At 61.0% G+C, this 21,486-nt stretch carries 19 protein-coding genes; 12 read left to right on the top strand and 7 right to left on the bottom strand.

What is annotated here, in order from left to right; translation table 11 throughout:
* Nucleotides 1–115: 115 nt before the first annotated feature.
* Nucleotides 116–595: a transporter substrate-binding domain-containing protein gene (locus CIB54_RS14900; protein ID WP_101220164.1), complete on the bottom strand. Its 480-nt coding sequence runs from the start codon at nt 593–595 to the stop codon at nt 116–118.
* 134 nt (nt 596–729) lie between these two features.
* Here CIB54_RS14900 and CIB54_RS14905 point away from each other — a divergent pair, with 134 nt between their 5' ends.
* Nucleotides 730–1,170: a DUF4399 domain-containing protein gene (locus tag CIB54_RS14905; RefSeq protein WP_065949631.1), complete on the top strand. Its 441-nt coding sequence runs from the start codon at nt 730–732 to the stop codon at nt 1,168–1,170.
* Nucleotides 1,171–1,317: 147 nt separating this feature from the next.
* On the opposite strand, the gene serA is transcribed toward CIB54_RS14905, so the two are convergent.
* A complete protein-coding gene (serA, locus tag CIB54_RS14910) occupies nt 1,318–2,547 on the bottom strand; it encodes a phosphoglycerate dehydrogenase (protein ID WP_049711054.1) in 1,230 nt (409 codons plus the stop codon).
* Nucleotides 2,548–2,751: 204 nt separating this feature from the next.
* Here serA and CIB54_RS14920 point away from each other — a divergent pair, with 204 nt between their 5' ends.
* The 4 genes from CIB54_RS14920 (at nt 2,752) to CIB54_RS14935 (ending at nt 7,037) form a co-directional block, all read left to right on the top strand.
* On the top strand, nt 2,752–4,146 hold the full coding sequence (locus tag CIB54_RS14920) for an FAD-binding oxidoreductase (RefSeq protein WP_065949630.1): 1,395 nt from the start codon (nt 2,752–2,754) through the stop codon (nt 4,144–4,146).
* Nucleotides 4,147–4,168: 22 nt separating this feature from the next.
* On the top strand, nt 4,169–4,834 hold the full coding sequence (locus tag CIB54_RS14925; RefSeq protein ID WP_057723429.1) for a fumarylacetoacetate hydrolase family protein: 666 nt from the start codon (nt 4,169–4,171) through the stop codon (nt 4,832–4,834).
* Between the two features lie 247 nt (nt 4,835–5,081).
* Complete coding sequence (locus tag CIB54_RS14930; protein ID WP_065949629.1) at nt 5,082–6,008, top strand: SdiA-regulated domain-containing protein; 927 nt, start codon at nt 5,082–5,084, stop codon at nt 6,006–6,008.
* Between the two features lie 120 nt (nt 6,009–6,128).
* Nucleotides 6,129–7,037, top strand: a complete 909-nt coding sequence (locus tag CIB54_RS14935) for an SdiA-regulated domain-containing protein (RefSeq protein WP_065949628.1) — start codon at nt 6,129–6,131, stop codon at nt 7,035–7,037.
* Here CIB54_RS14935 and CIB54_RS14940 read toward each other — a convergent pair whose 3' ends face one another.
* Nucleotides 7,038–8,984: an autotransporter domain-containing protein gene (locus tag CIB54_RS14940; protein WP_101220165.1), complete on the bottom strand. Its 1,947-nt coding sequence runs from the start codon at nt 8,982–8,984 to the stop codon at nt 7,038–7,040.
* Between the two features lie 351 nt (nt 8,985–9,335).
* Nucleotides 9,336–10,007: a ribose-5-phosphate isomerase RpiA gene (gene rpiA, locus CIB54_RS14945; protein WP_065949626.1), complete on the bottom strand. Its 672-nt coding sequence runs from the start codon at nt 10,005–10,007 to the stop codon at nt 9,336–9,338.
* A gap of 137 nt (nt 10,008–10,144) precedes the next feature.
* Between rpiA and ilvA the strand changes: the two genes are divergently transcribed.
* Nucleotides 10,145–11,659 carry a threonine ammonia-lyase, biosynthetic gene (ilvA, locus tag CIB54_RS14950; RefSeq protein ID WP_065949625.1) on the top strand — a complete coding sequence of 505 codons (1,515 nt, stop codon included), beginning with the start codon at nt 10,145–10,147 and terminating at the stop codon, nt 11,657–11,659.
* 40 nt (nt 11,660–11,699) lie between these two features.
* Complete coding sequence (locus CIB54_RS14955) at nt 11,700–12,113, top strand: DUF2269 family protein (protein WP_101220166.1); 414 nt, start codon at nt 11,700–11,702, stop codon at nt 12,111–12,113.
* A 95-nt stretch (nt 12,114–12,208) separates the two neighbouring features.
* Here the strand turns inward: CIB54_RS14955 and CIB54_RS14960 are convergent, their stop codons facing one another.
* Nucleotides 12,209–12,865, bottom strand: a complete 657-nt coding sequence (locus CIB54_RS14960) for a histidinol-phosphatase (protein ID WP_101220167.1) — start codon at nt 12,863–12,865, stop codon at nt 12,209–12,211.
* 143 nt (nt 12,866–13,008) lie between these two features.
* On the opposite strand from CIB54_RS14960, the gene CIB54_RS14965 reads away from it, so the two are divergent.
* Together CIB54_RS14965 and ptsP are read left to right on the top strand one after the other, a co-directional pair.
* Nucleotides 13,009–13,488 (top strand): RNA pyrophosphohydrolase, encoded by a 480-nt coding sequence (locus CIB54_RS14965; protein WP_053128161.1) that lies wholly within the window; start codon nt 13,009–13,011, stop codon nt 13,486–13,488.
* Nucleotides 13,489–13,510: 22 nt separating this feature from the next.
* The gene (gene ptsP, locus CIB54_RS14970) at nt 13,511–15,790 is read left to right on the top strand and encodes a phosphoenolpyruvate--protein phosphotransferase (RefSeq protein WP_065887067.1); all 2,280 of its coding nucleotides are present in this window, start codon (nt 13,511–13,513) and stop codon (nt 15,788–15,790) included.
* A 125-nt stretch (nt 15,791–15,915) separates the two neighbouring features.
* Here ptsP and CIB54_RS14975 read toward each other — a convergent pair whose 3' ends face one another.
* Nucleotides 15,916–16,662, bottom strand: a complete 747-nt coding sequence (locus CIB54_RS14975) for an NRDE family protein (RefSeq protein WP_101220168.1) — start codon at nt 16,660–16,662, stop codon at nt 15,916–15,918.
* Between the two features lie 216 nt (nt 16,663–16,878).
* Between CIB54_RS14975 and lgt the strand changes: the two genes are divergently transcribed.
* The gene (lgt, locus tag CIB54_RS14980) at nt 16,879–17,691 is read left to right on the top strand and encodes a prolipoprotein diacylglyceryl transferase (RefSeq protein WP_057723439.1); all 813 of its coding nucleotides are present in this window, start codon (nt 16,879–16,881) and stop codon (nt 17,689–17,691) included.
* A 51-nt stretch (nt 17,692–17,742) separates the two neighbouring features.
* Complete coding sequence (locus tag CIB54_RS14985; protein ID WP_065949621.1) at nt 17,743–18,576, top strand: thymidylate synthase; 834 nt, start codon at nt 17,743–17,745, stop codon at nt 18,574–18,576.
* Between the two features lie 125 nt (nt 18,577–18,701).
* Here CIB54_RS14985 and cadR read toward each other — a convergent pair whose 3' ends face one another.
* The gene (cadR, locus tag CIB54_RS14990; RefSeq protein WP_065949620.1) at nt 18,702–19,142 is read right to left on the bottom strand and encodes a Cd(II)/Pb(II)-responsive transcriptional regulator; all 441 of its coding nucleotides are present in this window, start codon (nt 19,140–19,142) and stop codon (nt 18,702–18,704) included.
* 85 nt (nt 19,143–19,227) lie between these two features.
* Between cadR and CIB54_RS14995 the strand changes: the two genes are divergently transcribed.
* Nucleotides 19,228–21,474 carry a heavy metal translocating P-type ATPase gene (locus tag CIB54_RS14995; protein WP_101220169.1) on the top strand — a complete coding sequence of 749 codons (2,247 nt, stop codon included), beginning with the start codon at nt 19,228–19,230 and terminating at the stop codon, nt 21,472–21,474.
* Nucleotides 21,475–21,486: the final 12 nt, after the last annotated feature.

Here is a 21,486-nt window from a genome sequence, read left to right on the forward strand (position 1 = left end):
TGAAATCTTACCTGGAACAAAATGTGGGAGGGGGCTTGCCCGCGATAGCAGTGGGTCAGTCAGGTGATTTGTGGCTGATACTCCGCCATCGGGGGCAAGCCCCCTCCCACATGGGTTATCGCGTATTCCCGTCGAGCCACTTCTGTTCCAGCGCCTTTAACCGGCCATCCGCCTTTACTCGCTCCAGCGCCCCGTCCAGGCTGCTCTTGAACGCAGGGTTGCCCTTCTGAAACGGAATCGCCAGTTCAGGTTTGTCGTTATACGCGGCGCTGAAATCGAAACGATCCTTCAGCTCGGCAGTCATAGCGATATGGTTGATTGCCACGTCGTATTTGCCGGTCGCCACGCCGTTCAGCAGGTCGGCATCATCGGTGGTGATAAACGAGGAGCGGACGTCCATTTCCTTGGCCAGTTGCTCGCCCAGCTCCACTTCAAAGCCGGTGAGTTTGTCGCCTTCCTTGAAATTGAAGGGCGGGGTGTTGGCTTCGAGGGCGATGCGCAGTTCACCGCGATCGTTGACGTCGTCGATCAGCTCGGCGTGAGCGCAAGGGCTGAGAAGGGGAAGCAACAGTAACAGGCCAGGCGAGAAGCGCATGGTCACTCCTAAGGAATTCGGATGTACGAGGCGCTGTTCAGCATCGTTTTGCTATGGTGTTGAGTGCCTTGGACAGCAGTTTGTCGCGAAGTTGTCATAACCCTACAGATTTCACAGAAAAACTGGAGAAGCGAATGAAAGCCCTTTTGTCCCGTGCAACCCTGGCCAGCCTGTTGCTGGGTGCTTCGATGTTGGCAACCGCCGCTGACGGTATCCCGCGTAGCGCTCCACCTGAAGGTGCCAAGGTGTTTATCGTTTCGCCAAAAGATGGCGCCACCGTCGATAAAACCTTTACCGTGAAATTCGGCATGGAAGGCCTGAAGCTGGCCCCTGCCACCGACCAGACGCCAGGCACCGGCCATCACCACCTTCTGATCGACCAGAAAGAACTGCCGGATGCAAAACTGCCGATCCCGGCCACCGACACCGTGATCCATTACGGCAAGGCCCAGACCGAGACCGAACTGACCCTGACCCCCGGCAAGCACACCTTGCAACTGGTGGCCGGCGACAAGCTGCACATGCAGTTCAACCCGACGGTTGCTTCCAAAGTCATCACGGTTAATGTGGAATAAAAAAACGGGAGCCCCTGGCGGGGCTCCCGTTTTTTTTGGAAAGTTTCTAGCTACAAGCTACAAGCTACAAGCTACAAGCTACAAGCTACAAGCTACAAGCTACAGCTCAGAGCTTTTACTTGCCGCTAATAGCTTGCAGCTTGCAGCTCAAAAAAGCACCCTACTACGAATCGTGCCGTTGATGTGCTGCAGCTTCTCTTGCGCCAGGTCCGAATACTCGGCATCGACGTCGATCACCACGTAGCCGACCTTCTCGTTGGTCTGCAGGAACTGACCGGAGATGTTGATGCCGTTTTCCGCGAAGACCTTGTTGATCTCCATCATCACGCCAGGAATGTTCTGGTGGATGTGCAGCAGACGGTGCTTGCCAGGGTGAGCCGGCAGGGCCACTTCCGGGAAGTTCACGGACGATACCGAGGTACCGTTGTCGCTGTACTTGACCAGCTTTTCCGAAACTTCCAGGCCGATGTTGGCCTGGGCTTCAGCGGTGGAACCGCCGATGTGCGGGGTCAGGATCACGTTGTCCAGGCCGCGCAGCGGGCTTTCGAAAATGTCGTCGTTGGAGCGTGGCTCCACCGGGAACACATCGATGGCGGCGCCGATCAGGTGCTTGTCCTTGATTGCGTCGGCCAGGGCGTCCAGCTCGACCACAGTCCCGCGTGCAGCGTTGATCAGGATGCCGCCTTTCTTGATCGCACGGATTTCCTTCTCGCCGATCATCCACTGGGTCTCAGTGGTTTCCGGAACGTGCAGGGTGACGATGTCGGACATACCCAGCAGCTCGGTCAGGCTCGACACTTGCGTGGCGTTGCCCAGCGGCAGCTTGGTCAGGGTGTCGTAAAAGAACACCTGCATGCCCAAGCCTTCGGCAAGGACTGAAAGCTGCGTGCCGATCGAGCCGTAACCGACGATACCCAGCTTCTTGCCGCGAATTTCGAAGGAATTGGCCGCGCTCTTGATCCAGCCGCCACGGTGGCAGGAAGCGTTCTTCTCGGGGATACCGCGCAGCAGCAGGATGGCCTCGGCCAGCACCAGCTCCGCGACGGAACGGGTGTTGGAGTACGGTGCGTTGAACACCGCAATACCGCGCTCGCGCGCCGCGTTGAGGTCGACCTGGTTGGTGCCGATGCAGAAACAGCCGACGGCCACGAGTTTCTTGGCGTGGTCGAAGATCTCTTCGGTCAGCTGAGTGCGGGAGCGAATGCCGATAAAGTGCGCGTCGGCGATCTTTTCCTTGAGCTGGGCTTCCGGCAGAGAACTGGTGATGTACTCAATGCTGGTGTACCCGGCGGCTTTCAGAACGTCGACAGCCGATGGGTGGACGCCTTCCAGAAGAAGGAACTTGATCTTGCTCTTATCGAGAGAAGTCTTGCTCATCTGCGTAAACCTGTATCCCGGAGAAAAATGGCAGGGAATCGAGCAGCGCAAGCTGACCCGGACGGCAGGAAAGCCGTCACCGCAGAACGCCCTTGGGCTCTGTCCTGCGGGGGCGGTATGCTAGCATACGCGCCCCGCTAAACACCTATTCCTGCGACGTGAAGCGTTCTCAGGATGACCATGAATTGTTCGAGAGTTCTGTCGATGACCCATCCTGCCCTGATTGATGAGCTGAAGACCCTGGTTGAGCCCGGCAAAGTGCTGACCGACGCCGACTCCCTGGAGGCTTACGGCAAGGATTGGACCAAGCACTTCGCGCCCGCGCCGTGCGCCATCGTCTTCCCCAAGACCACCGAGCAGGTGCAGGCCATTGTCCGTTGGGCCAATAGCCACAAGGTGGCGTTGGTGCCGTCCGGCGGGCGCACCGGCCTGTCGGCGGCGGCTGTTGCGGCCAATGGCGAAGTGGTGGTGTCGTTCGACTACATGAACCAGATCCTCGACGTGAACCTCACCGACCGTACCGCCGTGTGCCAGCCGGGCGTGGTCACCAAGCAATTGCAGAACGTCGCTGAAGAAAACGGCCTGTATTACCCGGTGGATTTTGCCTCGTCCGGTTCCAGCCAGATTGGCGGCAATATCGGCACCAATGCCGGCGGGATCAAGGTGATTCGCTACGGCATGACCCGCAACTGGGTGGCCGGGATGAAAGTGGTCACCGGCAAGGGCGATGTGCTGGAACTGAACCGCGACCTGATCAAGAACGCCACCGGCTACGACATGCGCCAGCTGTTCATCGGCGCCGAAGGCACCCTGGGCTTTGTGGTGGAAGCCACCATGCGCCTGGACCGTGCGCCGAAAAACCTCACGGCCATGGTGCTTGGCACCACCGACTTCGACTCGATCATGCCGGTGCTGCACGCCTTCCAGGGCAAGCTCGACCTGACTGCGTTCGAATTCTTCTCCGACAAGGCCCTGGCCAAGGTCCTCGGCCGTGGCGATGTGCCGGCGCCGTTCGAAACCGAATGCCCGTTCTACGCACTGCTGGAATTCGAAGCCACCACCGAAGAAGTCGCCAACCACGCCCTGGAAACCTTTGAGCACTGCGTCGAGCAGGGCTGGGTGCTGGACGGCGTGATGAGCCAGAGCGAAACCCAACTGCACAACCTGTGGAAACTGCGCGAGTACATCTCCGAGACAATTTCCCACTGGACCCCGTACAAAAACGATATTTCGGTCACCGTGTCCAAGGTGCCGGCGTTCCTCAGCGAAATTGACGCAATCGTCGGCGAACATTACCCGGATTTCGAAATCGTCTGGTTCGGTCACATTGGCGACGGTAACCTGCACCTGAACATCCTCAAGCCGGAAAACCTGAGCAAGGACGAGTTCTTCGCCAAGTGCGCCACCGTCAACAAGTGGGTGTTCGAGACCGTCGCCAAGTACAACGGCTCGATCTCCGCCGAACACGGCGTGGGCATGACCAAACGCGATTACCTGACCTACAGCCGCTCGCCGGTTGAAATCGAATACATGAAGGCCGTGAAAGCGGTGTTCGACCCGAACGGGATCATGAACCCTGGCAAGATCTTCGCTGTTTAACCGCCCCTGAAGGAGTCGTTTCATGAGCTACCAGCACAAGTATATCGACGGCACCAACATCCACTTCCCTGTGGGTAAAGTGGTGTGTATCGGGCGTAACTATGCCGAACATGCCAAGGAACTGGACAACCCGGTACCCACCGAGCCGTTGCTGTTCATCAAGCCGGGCAGTTGCGTGGTGCCGCTGGAAGGCGGTTTCGCCATTCCCACCGAGCGCGGTTCGGTGCATTACGAAGCGGAGATCGCCGTGCTGATCGGCAAGCCGTTGTCGAACAAGCCAAGCCGCGAAGAAGTGCTGGACGCTATCTCCGGCTTCGCCCCGGCCCTGGACCTGACCCTGCGCGACAAACAGGCTGAGCTCAAGGCCAAGGGCCTGCCATGGGAGATCGCCAAGTCGTTCGACGGCGCTGCGGTGATCGCGCCTTTCGTGGTCGGGAGCACGTTCGCCGACGTCACCGATATCGGCATTCGCCTGACCATCAATGGCGAAGTGCGTCAGAACGGCAACAGTGCGCAGATGCTCAACCCGATCGTACCGATGATCCAACACATGGCCGGCTGCTTCTCGCTGCAGGCCGGTGATGTGATCCTGACCGGCACACCGGCGGGCGTCGGGCCGTTGAATGTGGGTGACAAGCTGGTGCTGGAATTGTCGGGCGTCAACCGCTTCGAAAGCGTGGTGCGCTGACTATCCGCACACATGCTGTAAAAAATGTGGGAGGGGGCTTGCCCCCGATTGCAGTGTGTCAGCCAGCTAACCTGTGCCTGACACTCCGCTATCGGGGGCAAGCCCCCTCCCACATTGGTTTTGTGTGTGTTCACTACTATCGCTTTTGCATTTTTTTCACACGCCACCCGGATAATCCCGAACTTCTCGCGCAGGCCTCTGGATCCTGTGCTATCCCCTACAGCCGACTTTCCGGAAAAAGCGCCCCATGGCCGTGCCTCTGCCCACCTCCAAACCTACGCTTCGCTCGCGCCTGACCATGCGCTGGTATTCCTGGGTGTTTCTGGCCGGTGCGATCCTGTATGGCATCGCCTGGGCCATGCACTGGGACGATCGTGGCGTGCTGTGGGTGCTGGAGGGTTTTGAAAGCCCGGCCGAACGCCGGGAGAGTGTGTGGCTGCCGGACTATCACGTGGTCATAGACGCCAAGCTGCTGCCGGGTATGGAGAAGGATGAGGCTTCGGACCTGTCCTACAACCCCCAGACCAAAACCCTGTTTTCCGTGATGGGCAAGAACCCGTTCCTGGTGGAGCTGAGCCTGCAAGGCGATGTGCTGCGCAAGATGCCGCTCAATGGCTGGAACAACCCGGAAGGCGTGACGGTGATGGAGAATGGCCTGATGGCCGTGGTCGATGAGCGCCAGCACAGCCTGACCCTCATCAAGGTCGACGCGGGCACCACGGCGTTGAACAAGGCCGATTTCCCCAGTTATGACCTTGGCCCGTCCGCGGACCAGAACAAAGCCTTTGAAGCCATTACCTGGGACAAGCGCAACCAGCAGCTCGTGTTGGGCGAAGAGCGCCCACCGGCGCTGTTCACCTGGAAAAGCAGCGGCAGCCAGACCCTGGTTGGCGACAAGCAAAAACTGGCCAGCACCGAGCTTGATATGCGCAACCTCTCGGCGCTGGCCGTGGACCCGCGTACCGGGCATCTGCTGGTACTGTCGGCCGACTCCCACCTGTTGCTGGAGCTGGACGAGAAGGGTGAGCAAGTCAGCTTCATGACCTTGCTGGGTGGCTTCAATGGTCTGAAGGACACCATCCCGCGTGCCGAAGGCGTGACCATGGACGAGAGCGGTACGCTGTATATCGTCAGCGAGCCGAATCTGTTTTATCGTTTTGAGAAACAGAAATAACGCACGTTTACGTCAGGGAATTCTCCATGAGCGGCATTTACCGCGCAGTCCGGTGCGTTTAAGTTTAAATTCAGGCGACCTTGATATCTATTCGCCAGTTTTTTCACCGAGCCCGCCCCGATGCGTCGACTTGCCCGCCCCAAACCCGCTTTAGTCATCTTGATTCTGATTGCCCTGGTTGCCGCCGGGGTCGTTGCGCAGCAGTTCCGTCTGTTCGAACGTGCCTGGTTCAACTGGCAAGTGTGGCATCAGCCAGCCGGTGAACGCAGCATAGGCCTGGCCGATTACCGCGTGTCCCTGGAGGGCCAGGTGATCGAAGGACTCGACGACGATGTGTCGGCTCTCACCTACGACCCGGTGCGCAAAAGCCTGTTTACCGTCACCAATAAAAACGCCGAGCTGGTCGAGCTGTCCCTGCAGGGCAAGATCCTGCGGCGTATTCCCCTGGTGGGGTTTGGCGATGCCGAGGCGGTGGAGTTCATCAGTGACAACATCTATGTGATCAGCGACGAGCGTCAGCAGCGGCTGATCAAAGTGCATGTGGATGACGACACCCAGTTTCTCGATGCCGCCGATGCGGAGCAAATGACCCTGGGCGTGCACATTGGCAGCAACAAGGGATTTGAGGGCCTGGCCTATGACTCGGTGGGCAAGCGCCTGTTCGTCGCCAAGGAGCGCGACCCGATGGTGATTTATGAGGTCCACGGTTTTCCCCACGTCAAGGCGGAAAAAACCTACTCGGTGCACGTGATCAACAACCCCAAGCGCGATGCAGGGTTGTTTGTGCGCGACCTGTCGAGCCTGCAATACGACGAGCGCAGCGGCCATTTGCTGGCGCTGTCGGATGAGTCGTTTCTGGTGCTGGAGCTGGACATCGACGGTCGCCCGCTGAGCAGTCTGTCGCTGCTCAACGGGCGCCATGGCCTGAAAAAACGTGTGCCTCAGGCCGAAGGAGTCGCCATGGACGACGAGGGCACGCTGTATCTGGTCAGTGAGCCGAACCTGTTTTACGTGTTCAAAAAGCCCTGATCAGAACATCCACTGTACGCCCAGAGAGTAGCCGGTCTGGCTGCCCTCGGCATGGCCGAGCCGACCGTTCACTTCGGCGTACACCCCCAGTTGTGGGGTAATCGCCAATTGGCTGCCGATCTGCGCGCGACCGAAGCTTTTGTCGACTGAGCCCAGTTTGGCCGTGCGCGCCTGGCCATCGGCGCGGGCGGTCAGTTGCAGCTCGTCGAGACGCCCGTCGGCCAGTTCCTTGACCCACGCGAGATTGCCGTAAGGCATCAGGCTCATGCTGTAAGGCAGGGCGACGGCTCCGCGCACGCGCCAACCCAGGCTGGCTTCCAGGGAGTCGAATGTCTGTTCTTCGTACTCAAGGGACGTGCGCAGGTTCTGCTTCTCGTGGAACTGATCGATGCGGTAATGGCTGTAATCGAGCCCGGCGAAAGGGCCGCTTTTGATTGCGCCGAAATCGAAGTCATAGCCGCCCAGCACCCGTGCGCCCAGGGACAGAGCGTCGGTGTTGCCGGTCAGTTGCTGGTTGAGCAGGATCGGCCCGCCATTGGCCTGAATCAGCAGGTTGCGCTTGGAATCAAAGCGCGTATGGCCGACGCTCAGGTCACCGGCCAGCCAGCTCGGCCCGCCGTCGTTGAGCAGGGCGTAGACCGATGCTTGCCAGGTGTCGCTGTCCAGTTTGCCGCGATGCTCCAGTTTATCGCGCCCGTTGAGGTAGCTCAGGCTGGCGCCGATGTTCAGGCTTGAACTGAGTTGATAGTCGCCCAACGCGTGCACACCCAAGCGGCGGGCCTCAGGGTTGAGCGGGGTGTCGAAGCCATTGTCCGGGTTGTATTCCCCGTCCACGCCGACCTCGCCATCAAAGCTGCCGACCTCGCGACTGGCGGCCTGCAGGGTCAGCCAGCGGCGATCATGCAGGCGCACCAGCGCCTGATGCTGGCGCTGCAGGTTGTCCTGCATATTGCGGGCGACGGCGCCGCCCGAGGCGGTCGAGGCCATCAAATCGGCGTTGGTCAGCTCCAGCACCAGGCGGCTGAGCAGGCGCGAATAGTCGCGCAGGCGCTGGTCGATGCGCGCCTGGCCGAAGGCGTCGGTGAGCACGGCTTTGTTGTCTTCGCTCGGGTCGTGCCAGGTCGAGCCGCCGGGGATTTTCGGGTTGTCGGTCTGGGTGTAGCCGTCCAGGTCGCCCAGCTCCCAGTTGGTGGCCTCGATATACAGGATCGGGATATTCAGCGGTTCGAACGGTTCGCCATCGCTGCAGCAGCCGGTGCCCTTGGGGTATTGCGGGTCCAGGCCGGGGTTGGTGAACAAGGGGATATTCAATTCCCTGGCGATCTGGAAGGTGTGTTCGCGCAACGCCGCCAGGCCCGGGTTGGCCGTACTGTTCTGACCGGCGTGGGCGTACATCATGTCGCCGGTGATCAGGCTGTCGAGGTTGATCATCGCGAGCATATTGGCGCGCTGGCTTGCGCTCAGTGAGTCGACGAAGGCCCTGGAGCCGCGCAGGCCTTCTTCTTCCGCGCCGAAGCCGACCACCTGTAAACCATTTTCCAGTTGCAGCCCGCCCAGGTTCTTCGCCACCTCGGTCAGCACGCTGGCGCCGGAGCCGTTGTCATCCAGGCCTTGCAGGGTGGGGCGGCCGAAGTAGGTGTCGAAGTGCGCGCCAATCACTACGTACTGCGCCTTGGTGCCGGCGGCGTAGGCCACGACATTTTGCGAGGCGCGACTGCCGTTGTTCCAGGTGAAGTTTTGCCGACTGAGGTTGTAGGCCGTGCCCATCTGGCTCTGCATCCAATCGGCGGCGCCGGCGAAATTGGCGGTGCCGCGATAACGGCCGGGGTAGTCGTTGATCAGCTTTTCCAGGGTGGTGTTGGCGTGCTGGCCGTAGTCATAGGCCTGCAAGTGTGTCGACAGCAGGGCGCCGGCAACGCTGACAGCGAGGGCTAGGGGCTTTATCACAGGGTCTTCCTTGAGGTGATGGGAGGTTCAAGCCCAGACGCTTTGCACAATGCGCGCCTCATTCCGTGGGCGGCTGCGAATTGGCGCATTGGTAAACGCGTGGGTCGCCTGGTTGTAATTTGTAACGGATTGGATACCAGGCGGGCCGTGACAGAGCGCACGGTTTTGGAAAGGAGTGCTGCGAAAAGTAGCGTTTGTGTTACATAAATCCAGAGTGGAGCACATATCAAATGTGGGAGGGGGCTTGCTCCCGATTGCAGTGTGTCAGTCAGCCTATCGGGTACTGATATACCGCTATCGGGGGCAAGCCCCCTCCCACATTAGAACTGCCACATTGGAGTTGTGGTGTTTTTAGGCTTTGAGGGTTTTTACGCCTTCCGGGGTGCCCAACAGCAGCACGTCCGCCGGGCGTGCGGCGAACAGGCCGTTGGTAACCACGCCGACAATGGCGTTGATCCGGGTTTCCAGTTCAACCGGGTGGGTGATCTGCATGTTGAACACATCGAGGATGATGTTGCCGTTATCGGTCAACACGCCTTCGCGGTACACCGGGTCGCCGCCCAGTTTCACCAGCTCGCGGGCCACGTGGCTGCGGGCCATCGGGATGACTTCCACCGGCAGCGGGAAAGCACCGAGTACCGGCACCAGCTTGCTGGCGTCGGCGATGCAAATGAAGGTCTTGGCCACCGCCGCGACGATCTTCTCGCGGGTCAGGGCTGCGCCGCCGCCCTTGATCAGGTTCAGGTGTTCATCGCTTTCGTCCGCGCCGTCGATGTAGAACTCCAGGTCGCTTACGGTGTTGAGCTCGTACACCGGAATGCCATGGCCTTTGAGGCGTGCGGCGGTCGCTTCGGAGCTGGCCACTGCGCCATCGAACGCGCCTTTGTGCTGGGCCAGCGCATCGATAAAGCAGTTGGCAGTGGAGCCGGTGCCGACACCGACGACGCTCTTGTCGTCGAGTTTGGGAAGGATTAAATCGACGGCGGCCTGGGCCACTGCCTGTTTGAGTTGATCCTGGGTCATGCGGGCTCCGGAGCGGGCGGGGAGTTATCGAGGGCGGCGAGTATACCCCAACAAACCTTGGGATTCGTGTGGTCTCCCGGCCAAAACCCGGGTTAGACTCCGTGGTCCTGCCCAACCCCCGAAGTAGATGCCTGCCGATGCTTGAACACTACGTCAAAAAGATCCTCACCTCGCGCGTTTACGACGTTGCCGTAGAAACACCCTTGCAGACTGCCCGCCAGCTTTCCGAGCGGCTGGGCAATCAGATCTGGCTCAAGCGTGAAGACTTGCAGCCGGTGTTCTCGTTCAAGATTCGCGGCGCCTACAACAAACTCACCCAGCTCAGTGCCGAAGAGCGCGCACGTGGCGTGGTCACCGCCTCGGCGGGCAACCATGCCCAGGGCCTGGCCCTGGCGGCCAAGGTGCTGGGGGTCAAGGCGACTATCGTGATGCCCAAGACCACGCCGGAAATCAAGGTCGAAGGCGTGCGCTCCCGTGGCGGCAAAGTGGTATTGCACGGTGACTCCTTCCCGGAAGCGCTGGCCTACTCGCTCAAGCTGGTCGATGAAAAAGGCTACGTCTACATTCACCCCTACGATGATCCGCACACCATTGCCGGGCAGGGCACCGTGGCGATGGAAATCCTGCGCCAGCACCCCGGGCCGCTGGATGCGATCTTCGTGCCGGTGGGCGGCGGCGGGCTGATCGCCGGTATTGCGGCGTACGTGAAATACCTGCGCCCGGAGATCAGGATCATCGGCGTCGAGCCGGACGACTCCAACTGCCTGCAAGCGGCGATGGCAGCCGGTGAGCGCGTGGTGTTGCCGACCGTCGGCATTTTCGCCGATGGCGTGGCGGTGGCGCAGATCGGCCAGCACACCTTCGACATCTGCAAAGACTATGTGGATGAAGTGATTACCGTCAGCACCGATGAAATCTGTGCAGCGATCAAGGACATCTACGACGACACCCGCTCCATCACCGAACCGGCAGGTGCATTGGGCGTGGCCGGGATCAAGAAGTACGTCGAGACCCGGGGCGTCAGCGGCCAGACCTTCGTCGCCATCGATTCGGGCGCCAACGTCAACTTCGACCGCCTGCGCCATGTGGCCGAACGTGCCGAGCTGGGTGAAGGCCGCGAAGCCATCATCGCCGTGACCATCCCCGAGAAACCGGGCAGCTTCAAGGCGTTCTGCGAGGCGGTGGGCAAGCGCCAGATTACCGAGTTCAACTACCGCTATCACACCGGCAGCGAGGCGCACATCTTCGTCGGCGTGCAGACCCACCCGGAAAACGATCCGCGCAGGGCGTTGATCGCAAGCCTCACCGACCAGGGTTTCCCGGTGCTGGACCTGACCGAAAACGAATTGGCCAAGTTACACATTCGCCATATGGTGGGTGGGCATGCAGCCAAGGTCAGCGACGAGCTGGTGTTTCGCTTTGAGTTCCCGGAACGGCCGGGGGCGTTGTTCAACTTTCTTAACAAACTGGGCGGGCGCTGGAACATCTCGATGTTCCACTATCGCAACCACGGCGCGGCCGATGGCCGTGTGGTCGCCGGGCTGCAAGTGCCGGCGGCCGAGCGCCACCTGGTGCCGGCGGCCCTGGCGCAAATCGGCTACCCGTACTGGGATGAAAGCGAAAACCCGGCCTACCAGTTGTTCCTCGGTTGAGCGACTAAGCTGACTGAGCGGCCTTCAAGGAATCGAGACTATGGAAACGCTGACCACCCTCAAGGTTATCCACATCGCCGCCACGGTGTTGCTGCTGCTCAGCGGCATCGGCCTGGCGGTACTGGCCTGGCGCAAGCGCAGCGCCGGCCCGACGGTGACGGTACAACGCCCGTGGGCGTTCGTGTGGCTGCTGATGGGCATTTGCCTGGTCAGCATGCCGTTCACCGGTTGGTGGCTGGTGCACCTGACCGGCTGGCCGCTGGGGCAAACCTGGATTCTGGGCTCCAGCATTCTCTACACCGTGGCGGCGCTGGCGTGGTTCTGGCTGGTGGCGCGGCTCAATCGGCTGCGTAAGGGCGAGGGTGGTAGCCTGAATTTCACCCTGGTGCTGGCGGTGGTCAGCCTGGTGGGGTTTGTGGCGATTGCAGGGTTGATGGGGGCCAAGCCGGTTTAAGGCTTGAGACCGCGTCGCCTGCATCGGGGGCAAGCCCCCTCCCACCTTTGAAATGCGTTCCAAGTGTGGGAGAGGGCTTGCCCCCGATAGCTTTATCAGCTGCGCAGCGTGATGACCGGCCAACCACGCCGTTCAGCCTCAGCGCGAAGATTGGGATCCGGGTCCACCGCCACCGGGTGCGTCACCTGCTCCAGCAGCGGCAGGTCATTCATCGAGTCGCTATAGAAGTAGCTGTCCTCCAGGCTATACCCGGTCTCCTCCAGCCAACGATTCAAACGCGTCACCTTGCCCTCGCGAAAGCACGGCACATCGGTGCTGCGTCCGGTGTAGCGGCCATTTTCCATCTCGCATTCGGTGGCGATCAGGGTGTCAACGCCCAGGCGTGCGGCAATCGGCGCGGTGACGAAACGGTTGGTGGCGGTGATGATCACCAGCTTGTCGCCGGCGGCGCGGTGTTTGGCCAGCAGTTCCATGGCCTTGGGCAACATGATCGGCTCGATGCAGTCGCGCATATAGTCGCTGTGCCATTCGTCCAACTGAGCCATCTCGGTGCGGCCGAGGATTTCCAGGCAGAAGTTCAGGTAAGCAGCGTTGTCCAGCCTGCCGGCCAGGTAGTCCTGGTAGAACGCGTCGTTGCGGGCCTTGTAGGCCACCGGGTCGAGGATCTTGCGTTCACACAGATAATCGCCCCAGGCGTGGTCGCTGTCACCGCCGATCAGGGTGTTGTCCAAGTCGAATAAAGCCAGGCGCATTGCAGTTACTCGCTGAAAAGTCTGTAAAAAGGCGTCCAGAATACGGTCTTTTCACAAGAGTGCACATAAGGTAAGAAGCCTCGTTGCCGCTGGAGGAAGCTTTGTGGAACAATGCGGTGATATGCGTTTGCGAGGTTGTTGCCGTGATCGACCCCGATGGTTTCCGTCCTAATGTCGGGATTATTCTCACGAATGATGCCGGACAGGTGCTATGGGCTCGCCGAATCAACCAAGATGCCTGGCAGTTTCCTCAAGGTGGGATCAACCCCGACGAAACCCCTGAAGACGCCTTGTACCGTGAGTTGAACGAAGAAGTCGGCCTTGAGCGCGAAGATGTGCAAATTCTGGCCTGTACCCGCGGCTGGTTGCGCTATCGTTTGCCGCAACGCCTGGTGCGTACCCACAGCCAACCGCTGTGTATCGGCCAGAAGCAGAAATGGTTTCTCCTGCGCCTGATCTCCAATGAGCAGCGGGTGCGGATGGATTTGACCGGTAAACCGGAGTTCGATGGCTGGCGCTGGGTCAGTTATTGGTACCCGCTGGGCCAGGTGGTGACATTCAAGCGCGAGGTTTATCGTCGCGCTCTCAAAGAGCTTGCCCCGCGCCTTTTATCGCGCGACTGACGACGGAGTTCGACCCCGAGCCATGCTCAATACGCTGCGCAAGATCGTCCAGGAAGTTAACTCCGCCAAGGATCTCAAGGCGGCGTTGGGGATTATTGTGTTGCGCGTCAAGGAAGCCATGGGCAGCCAGGTCTGCTCGGTTTACCTGCTGGACCCCGAGACCAACCGTTTTGTGCTGATGGCCACGGAGGGCTTGAACAAGCGCTCCATCGGCAAAGTCAGCATGGCGCCCAATGAAGGTCTGGTGGGCCTGGTAGGGACGCGTGAAGAACCCCTGAACCTTGAAAATGCGGCCGATCACCCGCGTTATCGCTACTTTGCCGAAACCGGCGAAGAACGCTACGCCTCGTTCCTCGGCGCACCGATCATTCACCACCGCCGCGTCGTCGGCGTGCTGGTCATCCAACAGAAAGAACGCCGTCAGTTCGACGAAGGTGAAGAAGCCTTCCTGGTGACCATGAGCGCGCAGCTCGCCGGGGTTATCGCCCACGCCGAAGCCACCGGCTCGATTCGCGGCCTGGGGCGCCAGGGCAAGGGCATCCAGGAAGCCAAGTTCGTCGGCGTGCCGGGTTCGCCGGGGGCCGCCGTGGGTACCGCCGTGGTCATGCTGCCACCGGCCGACCTCGACGTGGTGCCGGACAAGACCGTCGATGACATCGACGCTGAAATCAAACTGTTCAAGACCGCCCTGGAAGGCGTGCGCGCCGACATGCGCAACCTGTCGACCAAGCTGGCGACCCAGTTGCGCCCCGAAGAGCGTGCGCTGTTCGATGTCTACCAGATGATGCTGGACGACGCGTCCCTGGGTAATGAAGTCAAGACCGTGATCAAGACCGGCCAGTGGGCCCAGGGCGCACTGCGCCAGGTGGTCACCGATCACGTCAACCGTTTCGAAATGATGGACGACGCCTACCTGCGCGAACGGGCCTCGGATGTCCGTGACCTGGGTCGCCGTCTGCTCGCCTACCTGCAGGAAGACCGCACCACCAACCTGGTCTACCCCGACAACACCATCCTGATCAGCGAAGAACTGACCGCCACCATGCTCGGCGAAGTGCCTGAGGGCAAACTGGTGGGCCTGGTCTCGGTATTGGGTTCGGGTAACTCCCACGTGGCCATCCTGGCCCGTGCCATGGGCATCCCGACGGTGATGGGCCTGGTGGACCTGCCGTATTCCAAGGTGGATGGTATCGACATGATCGTCGATGGCCATCGCGGCGAAGTCTTCACCAACCCCAGCGAATTGCTGCGCAAGCAATACGCCGAAGTGGTCGAGGAAGAGAAACAACTGGCGCTGGGCCTGGACTCATTGCGCGAACTGCCGTGCGTGACCATCGACGGCCACCGCGTGCCGCTGCTGGTCAATACCGGCCTGCTGGCCGATGTGGCCCGTGCGCAACAGCGCGGCGCGGAGGGGGTCGGGCTGTACCGCACCGAAGTGCCGTTCATGATCAACCAGCGTTTCCCGAGTGAGAAGGAGCAGCTGGCGATTTATCGCGAGCAACTGCAAGCCTTCCACCCGTTGCCGGTGACCATGCGCAGCCTGGATATCGGCGGCGACAAGTCACTGTCGTATTTCCCGATCAAGGAAGACAACCCCTTCCTCGGCTGGCGCGGTATTCGCGTCACCCTCGACCACCCTGAAATCTTTTTGGTGCAGACCCGCGCCATGCTCAAGGCCAGCGAAGGCCTGAACAACCTGCGTATCCTGCTGCCGATGATCTCCGGCACCCACGAGCTGGAAGAAGCCCTGCACCTGATCCACCGCGCCTGGGGTGAAGTGCGCGACGAAGGCGCCGACGTGCCGATGCCGCCGATTGGCGTGATGATCGAAATTCCGGCGGCGGTGTACCAGGCCAAGGAACTGGCGCGGCAGGTGGACTTCCTGTCCGTCGGCTCCAACGACCTGACCCAGTACCTGCTGGCCGTGGACCGCAACAACCCACGGGTCGCCGATCTTTACGACTACCTGCACCCGGCCGTGCTGCAAGCGCTGCAACACGTCGTGCGCGACGCCCATGCCGAAGGCAAGCCGGTGAGTATCTGCGGGGAAATGGCCGGCGACCCGGCGGCGGCGGTGCTGTTGATGGCGATGGGCTTTGACAGCCTGTCGATGAACGCCACCAACTTGCCGAAAGTGAAGTGGATGCTGCGCCAGGTTGAATTGAGCATGGCCAAGGATTTGCTGGCCGAGCTGATGACCATCGACAACCCGCAGGTTATCCACAGCTCGCTGCAATTGGCGCTGAAGAATCTGGGGCTGACGCGGATGATCAATCCGGCTTCTGCGAAAACCCTCTAAAGCCTGGCGCAAAGCAAAATGTGCGAGGGGACTTGCCCCCGATAGCAGTGTGTCAGTCAGAGTATCTGGTACTGGTACACCGCAATCGGGGGCAAGCCCCCTCCCACATTTGATTTTCAGTGTGTTCAGACATTGAGTTCGACCTCGCCCAAGCGGCCTCCCTGCGGCCCGAAACTGCGCTCCACCATCCGCCGCGTGCCGTCGGCATTCACAATCAGCGCCGTGCTCGCCCGTGTTCCGTAGCTGGGGCTGGCGATAAACACACTCGACAACAGGCTCTCCGTCGCCAGGCCGACGCCGGTATCCGGCAGCTCGGCGAACGGTGCGGTCTGCGGGTCGCTCAAAATCCCCAGTAACGCCTGCGGCTGCGGATTGTCGAGGATGTCTGCGAGTGCCGCCCTGGCCTTGAGCAACTTCGGCCAGGGCGTATCCAGCCCGGCATTGGACAAGCCGTACACGCCGGCCTTCAACCGCGTCGGCTCGGTCTCGTTGGCGTTGTAATGCCACAACTCATCCGGCGTTCCCACCAGCAGGTTGAACCCGGCGTATTCGATCGAACGTCCGTTAACATCCGCCAGATAATCGTCAATCGGCAGCGAACCGCTGAGAAAGCGGGCCGCCAGCTCGCCGCGGGACTTGCGCGACGGTGGCTGGTGCGGGTCGCGGATATTGGTCAGCGCGGCAAAGCGCCCATCGGCGTTAACCCCCAGCCAGGTGCCGCCCGCTTCCTGGTCGCGGCCGGCGTAGACCCGGGGCTCATCCGGCCATTGCGCCAGCGGCAGGCTGGGCCGGGCGTAGAACTCATCGCGGTTGGCCGCAACGATCAGCGGCTGGGCGTGGCCCGGCCGCCAGGCAAAGACAATCAGGCACATCGGGCGATCCCTTGTGTGTTTTTTCTCACTCTACCCACACAACGGCCAGCGTTCCATCGCAACGAAGTTGGGCCGCGCACCTTCCATCCGTTAACATGCCGGGCCGTTGGGTGTGTATGTGAACTTCTTAATTTGATCTCGCAGCTGTAACGCAGGCTTAATCGCGCATCGGCATGGTCCGATGCGTCATGACTAAATGTTTAACGAGGAGTCGCAATGCTGCCTTACCCGCAGATCGATCCGGTGGCCCTGGCCATCGGTCCGCTGAAAATCCACTGGTACGGGTTGATGTACCTGATCGGCATCGGCGGTGCCTGGTTGCTGGCTTCCCGGCGCTTGAACCGTTTCGACCCGACCTGGACCAAGGAGAAACTCTCCGACATGGTGTTCTGGATGTCGATGGGGGTGATCGTCGGCGGACGCCTGGGGTATGTGCTGTTTTACGATTTATCGGCGTATATCGCCAACCCGACGCTGATCTTCGAAGTGTGGAAGGGCGGCATGGCGTTCCATGGCGGCTTTGTCGGCGTGATGATCGCCGCCTGGTGGTTCGGCCGGCGCAATGGCAAGTCGTTCTTCCAGTTGATGGACTTCGTCGCACCGTTCGTCCCCATCGGCCTGGGCGCCGGGCGCATCGGTAACTTCATCAACGCCGAGCTGTGGGGCAAGCCCACCGACGTGCCGTGGGCCATGGTGTTCCCGCCGTTCAGCGACCCGGCGCAACTGCCGCGCCATCCGTCGCAGCTGTACCAATTCGCCCTGGAAGGTGTGGCATTGTTCCTCATCCTCTACCTGTTCTCGCGCAAACCACGCCCAACCATGGCGGTGTCCGGGATGTTCGCGCTGTTCTACGGGATCTTCCGCTTCATCGTCGAGTTCGTGCGGGTCCCGGACGCGCAGTTGGGCTACCTGGCGTGGGGCTGGCTGACCATGGGCCAGGTCCTCAGTATTCCGATGATCCTGGCGGGCCTGGGCCTGTTGTGGTGGGCGTACAACCGTCCGCAACCGCTGAAGAACGCCGCGCTTTAAATTCGAATGCCAGGACCAGGAGGTCCTGGCTTCAACGATACGGGTAATTACATGAAGCAATACCTCGAACTCCTGCACGACGTCGTGACCAATGGCCTGACCAAGGGCGATCGTACCGGCACCGGCACCCGGGCCGTGTTCGCCCGCCAGTATCGGCACAACCTGGCCGACGGCTTCCCGCTGCTGACCACCAAGAAACTGCACTTCAAAAGCATCGCCAACGAGCTGATCTGGATGTTGAGCGGCAACACCAATATCAAGTGGCTTAACGAAAACGGCGTGCGCATCTGGGATGAATGGGCCACCGAAGACGGCGACCTGGGCCCGGTGTACGGCGAGCAGTGGACCGCCTGGCCCACCAAGGACGGCGGCACGATCAACCAGATCGACTACATGGTTCACACGCTCAAGACCAACCCCAACAGCCGCCGCATCCTGTTCCATGGCTGGAACGTCGAATACCTGCCGGACGAAACCAAGAGCCCCCAGGAAAACGCGCGCAACGGCAAGCAAGCGCTGCCGCCGTGTCACCTGCTGTACCAGGCGTTCGTGCACGACGGCCATCTGTCGATGCAGTTGTACATCCGCAGCTCCGATGTGTTTCTCGGCCTGCCCTACAACACCGCCGCGCTGGCGTTGCTCACCCATATGCTGGCGCAGCAGTGCGACCTGATCCCCCACGAGATCATCGTCACCACTGGCGATACCCACGCCTACAGCAACCACATGGAACAGATCCGGACCCAGCTGGCGCGCACGCCGAAAAAGCTGCCGGAACTGGTGATCAAGCGTAAGCCTGAGTCGATTTACGACTACCGGTTCGAAGACTTCGAAATCGTCGGCTATGACGCCGACCCGAGCATCAAGGCTGAAGTCGCGATCTGAAGCCTGTCTCGGTCAAAAATGTGGGAGGGGGCTTGCCCCCGATTACGGTGTGTCAGTACCCAATATTCTGACTGGCACACTGCTATCGGGGGCAAGCCCCCTCCCACAGTTGATTTGTGTTCACTCTAATGGCCGTGGCTTCTGCCCACGTGCGAGGGCTCGGCCTCGCTGGCGGCAATCGCGCCGCTGACTTCCAACTGCTGCAGGATTCCACACGGCTCCCCACCCCCGCAGCGCTGGCGCAAGTCCAGCAATTGCTCCTGCAACGCCAGCAGCCCATCGATCCGCGCTTTCACATGGTGGATGTGCTCATCAATCAACGCGTTCACGCTTTCACATTGGTCCTGAGGGCTGTCGCGCAGGCTGAGCAGGCTGCGGATTTCTTCCAGTGTCATGTCCAGGCTGCGGCAGTTGCGGATAAAGATCAGCCGCTCGGTATGCGCCTGGGTGTACACGCGGTAGTTGCCGTCCGTGCGCGCGGGGGGTGGCAGCAGGCCTTCCTTCTCGTAATAACGGATGGTTTCCACCGGGCAGTCGGTCAGTTTGGCCAGTTCACCGATCTTCATCGCAGCAATCTCCAAATGGGTGCTTGACCCTATAGTGGCTACAGGGTCTTTACTTGGCAACAGGCACCTTTCCGGACGCGACACCATGAGCGATTCCCTCCACACCCCGCACAAGCACGACCACGATCACGATCACGGCGAGCACACGCTCAAGCCGGTGCATGACCACGGCGGCGCCTGCTGTTCCGGCGCTCCGGCGCCTGCGCGGGTGCAACTGAGCGACGCCCCCACCGCCGGCTCGCGCCTGAGTACCTTTCGCATCGAAGCGATGGACTGCCCTACCGAACAGACGCTGATCCAGAACAAACTGGGCAAGCTTGCCGGCGTGCAGCAGTTGGAATTCAACCTGATCAACCGCATCCTCGGCGTCACCCACGATCTGCCGAGCACTGCGCCGATCATCGACGCCATCAAATCCATCGGCATGCAGGCCGACCCGATTGAAGAAGGCACGCCTGCCGCCGCCCCGCCTGCCAAGAAACACTGGTGGCCGCTGGCTGTGTCGGGCATGGGCGCGTTGGGCGCCGAGGTCCTGCATTTCAGCGGCATTGCACCGACCTGGGTGATCGCCCTGGTGGCGCTGGTATCGATCCTCAGCGGCGGCCTCACCACCTACAAAAAGGGCTGGATTGCCCTGAAAAACCTCAACCTGAACATCAACGCACTGATGAGCATCGCCGTGACCGGTGCGGTGCTGATTGGCCAGTGGCCGGAAGCGGCGATGGTGATGTTCCTGTTTACGGTGGCCGAGCTGATCGAAGCCAAGTCCCTGGACCGTGCGCGCAATGCCATCAGCGGCTTGATGCAGATGACCCCGGAACAGGCCACCGTGCGGCAGGCTGATGGTTCCTGGATGGAACAGGACGTCAAAAGCATCGATCTTGGCGCCATTGTGCGGGTTAAGCCTGGCGAGCGCATTGGCCTCGACGGTGAGGTGAGCGCTGGTCAATCCACCATCGACCAGGCTCCGATCACCGGTGAAAGCCTGCCGATTGAAAAGACTGTGGGCGATAAAGTCTTCGCCGGTACGATCAACCAGGCCGGTTCCCTGGAATACAAAGTGACCGCGGCGGCCAACAACTCCACCCTGGCACGAATCATCCACGCGGTGGAGCAGGCCCAGGGCGCGCGCGCACCGACCCAGCGTTTTGTCGACAGCTTCTCGAAAATCTACACCCCGGCGGTGTTCCTGTTTGCCCTGGGCGTGGCCGTCATCCCGCCGCTGTTCATGGCAGGCGTCTGGTTCGACTGGATCTACCGCGCCCTGGTGTTGCTGGTGGTCGCGTGCCCGTGCGCCCTGGTGATTTCCACCCCGGTGACCATCGTCAGCGGCCTTGCGGCGGCGGCGCGCAAAGGCATCCTGATCAAGGGCGGCGTGTACCTGGAGGGCGGTTACAAGCTCGACTACCTGGCCCTGGACAAGACCGGCACCCTCACCCACGGCAAGCCGGTGCAAACCGACTATGTGCCGCTGTTCGACAGCGTGCAGGACAGCGCGCCGGCCCTGGCCGCGAGTCTGGCAGGACGCTCCGACCACCCGGTGTCCCTGGCCATCGCCAACGCGGCGGTGGATAAAAATCTGCCGTCCCACGTTGTGGATAACTTCGAGGCATTGCCCGGCCGTGGTGTGCGCGGTGACATAAACGGCGAAACCTACCATCTGGGCAACCACCGTCTGGTGGAAGATCTCGGGCTGTGCTCGCCGGCGCTGGAGGAGAAACTCTTCGCCCTGGAAAAACAGGGCAAATCCGTGGTGTTGCTGCTCGACAAGTCCGGCCCGCTGGCATTGTTCGCGGTGGCCGACACCGTCAAGGACAGCAGCCGCGAAGCCATCCGGCAACTGCACGACCTGGGCGTCAAGACGTTGATGCTGACCGGTGATAACACCCACACCGCCCAGGCGATTGCGGCTCAGGTTGGTATCGATCAGGCCCGGGGCGACTTGTTGCCCACCGATAAACTGCAGGCGATTGAAACGCTCTACGGCCAGGGCTACCGCGTCGGCATGGTCGGCGACGGCATCAACGACGCTCCGGCCCTGGCCCGTGCCGAAATCGGCTTTGCCATGGCCGCGGCGGGCACCGACACCGCTATCGAGACCGCCGACGTGGCATTGATGGACGATGACCTGCGCAAGATTCCCGCATTCATCCGGCTCTCCAGGCAAACGTCGAGTATCCTCAAGCAGAACATCGCCCTGGCGCTGGTGATCAAGGCGATTTTCCTGGCGGTCACGTTCCTGGGCATGGCGACCATGTGGATGGCGGTGTTCGCCGACATGGGCGTCAGCCTGCTGGTGGTGTTCAATGGCCTGCGCCTGTTGCGCAAATAGACGATGAGAGGG

Source organism: Pseudomonas fluorescens (assembly GCF_002837185.1).
Classification (GTDB): Bacteria; Pseudomonadota; Gammaproteobacteria; order Pseudomonadales; family Pseudomonadaceae; genus Aquipseudomonas; species Aquipseudomonas fluorescens_AM.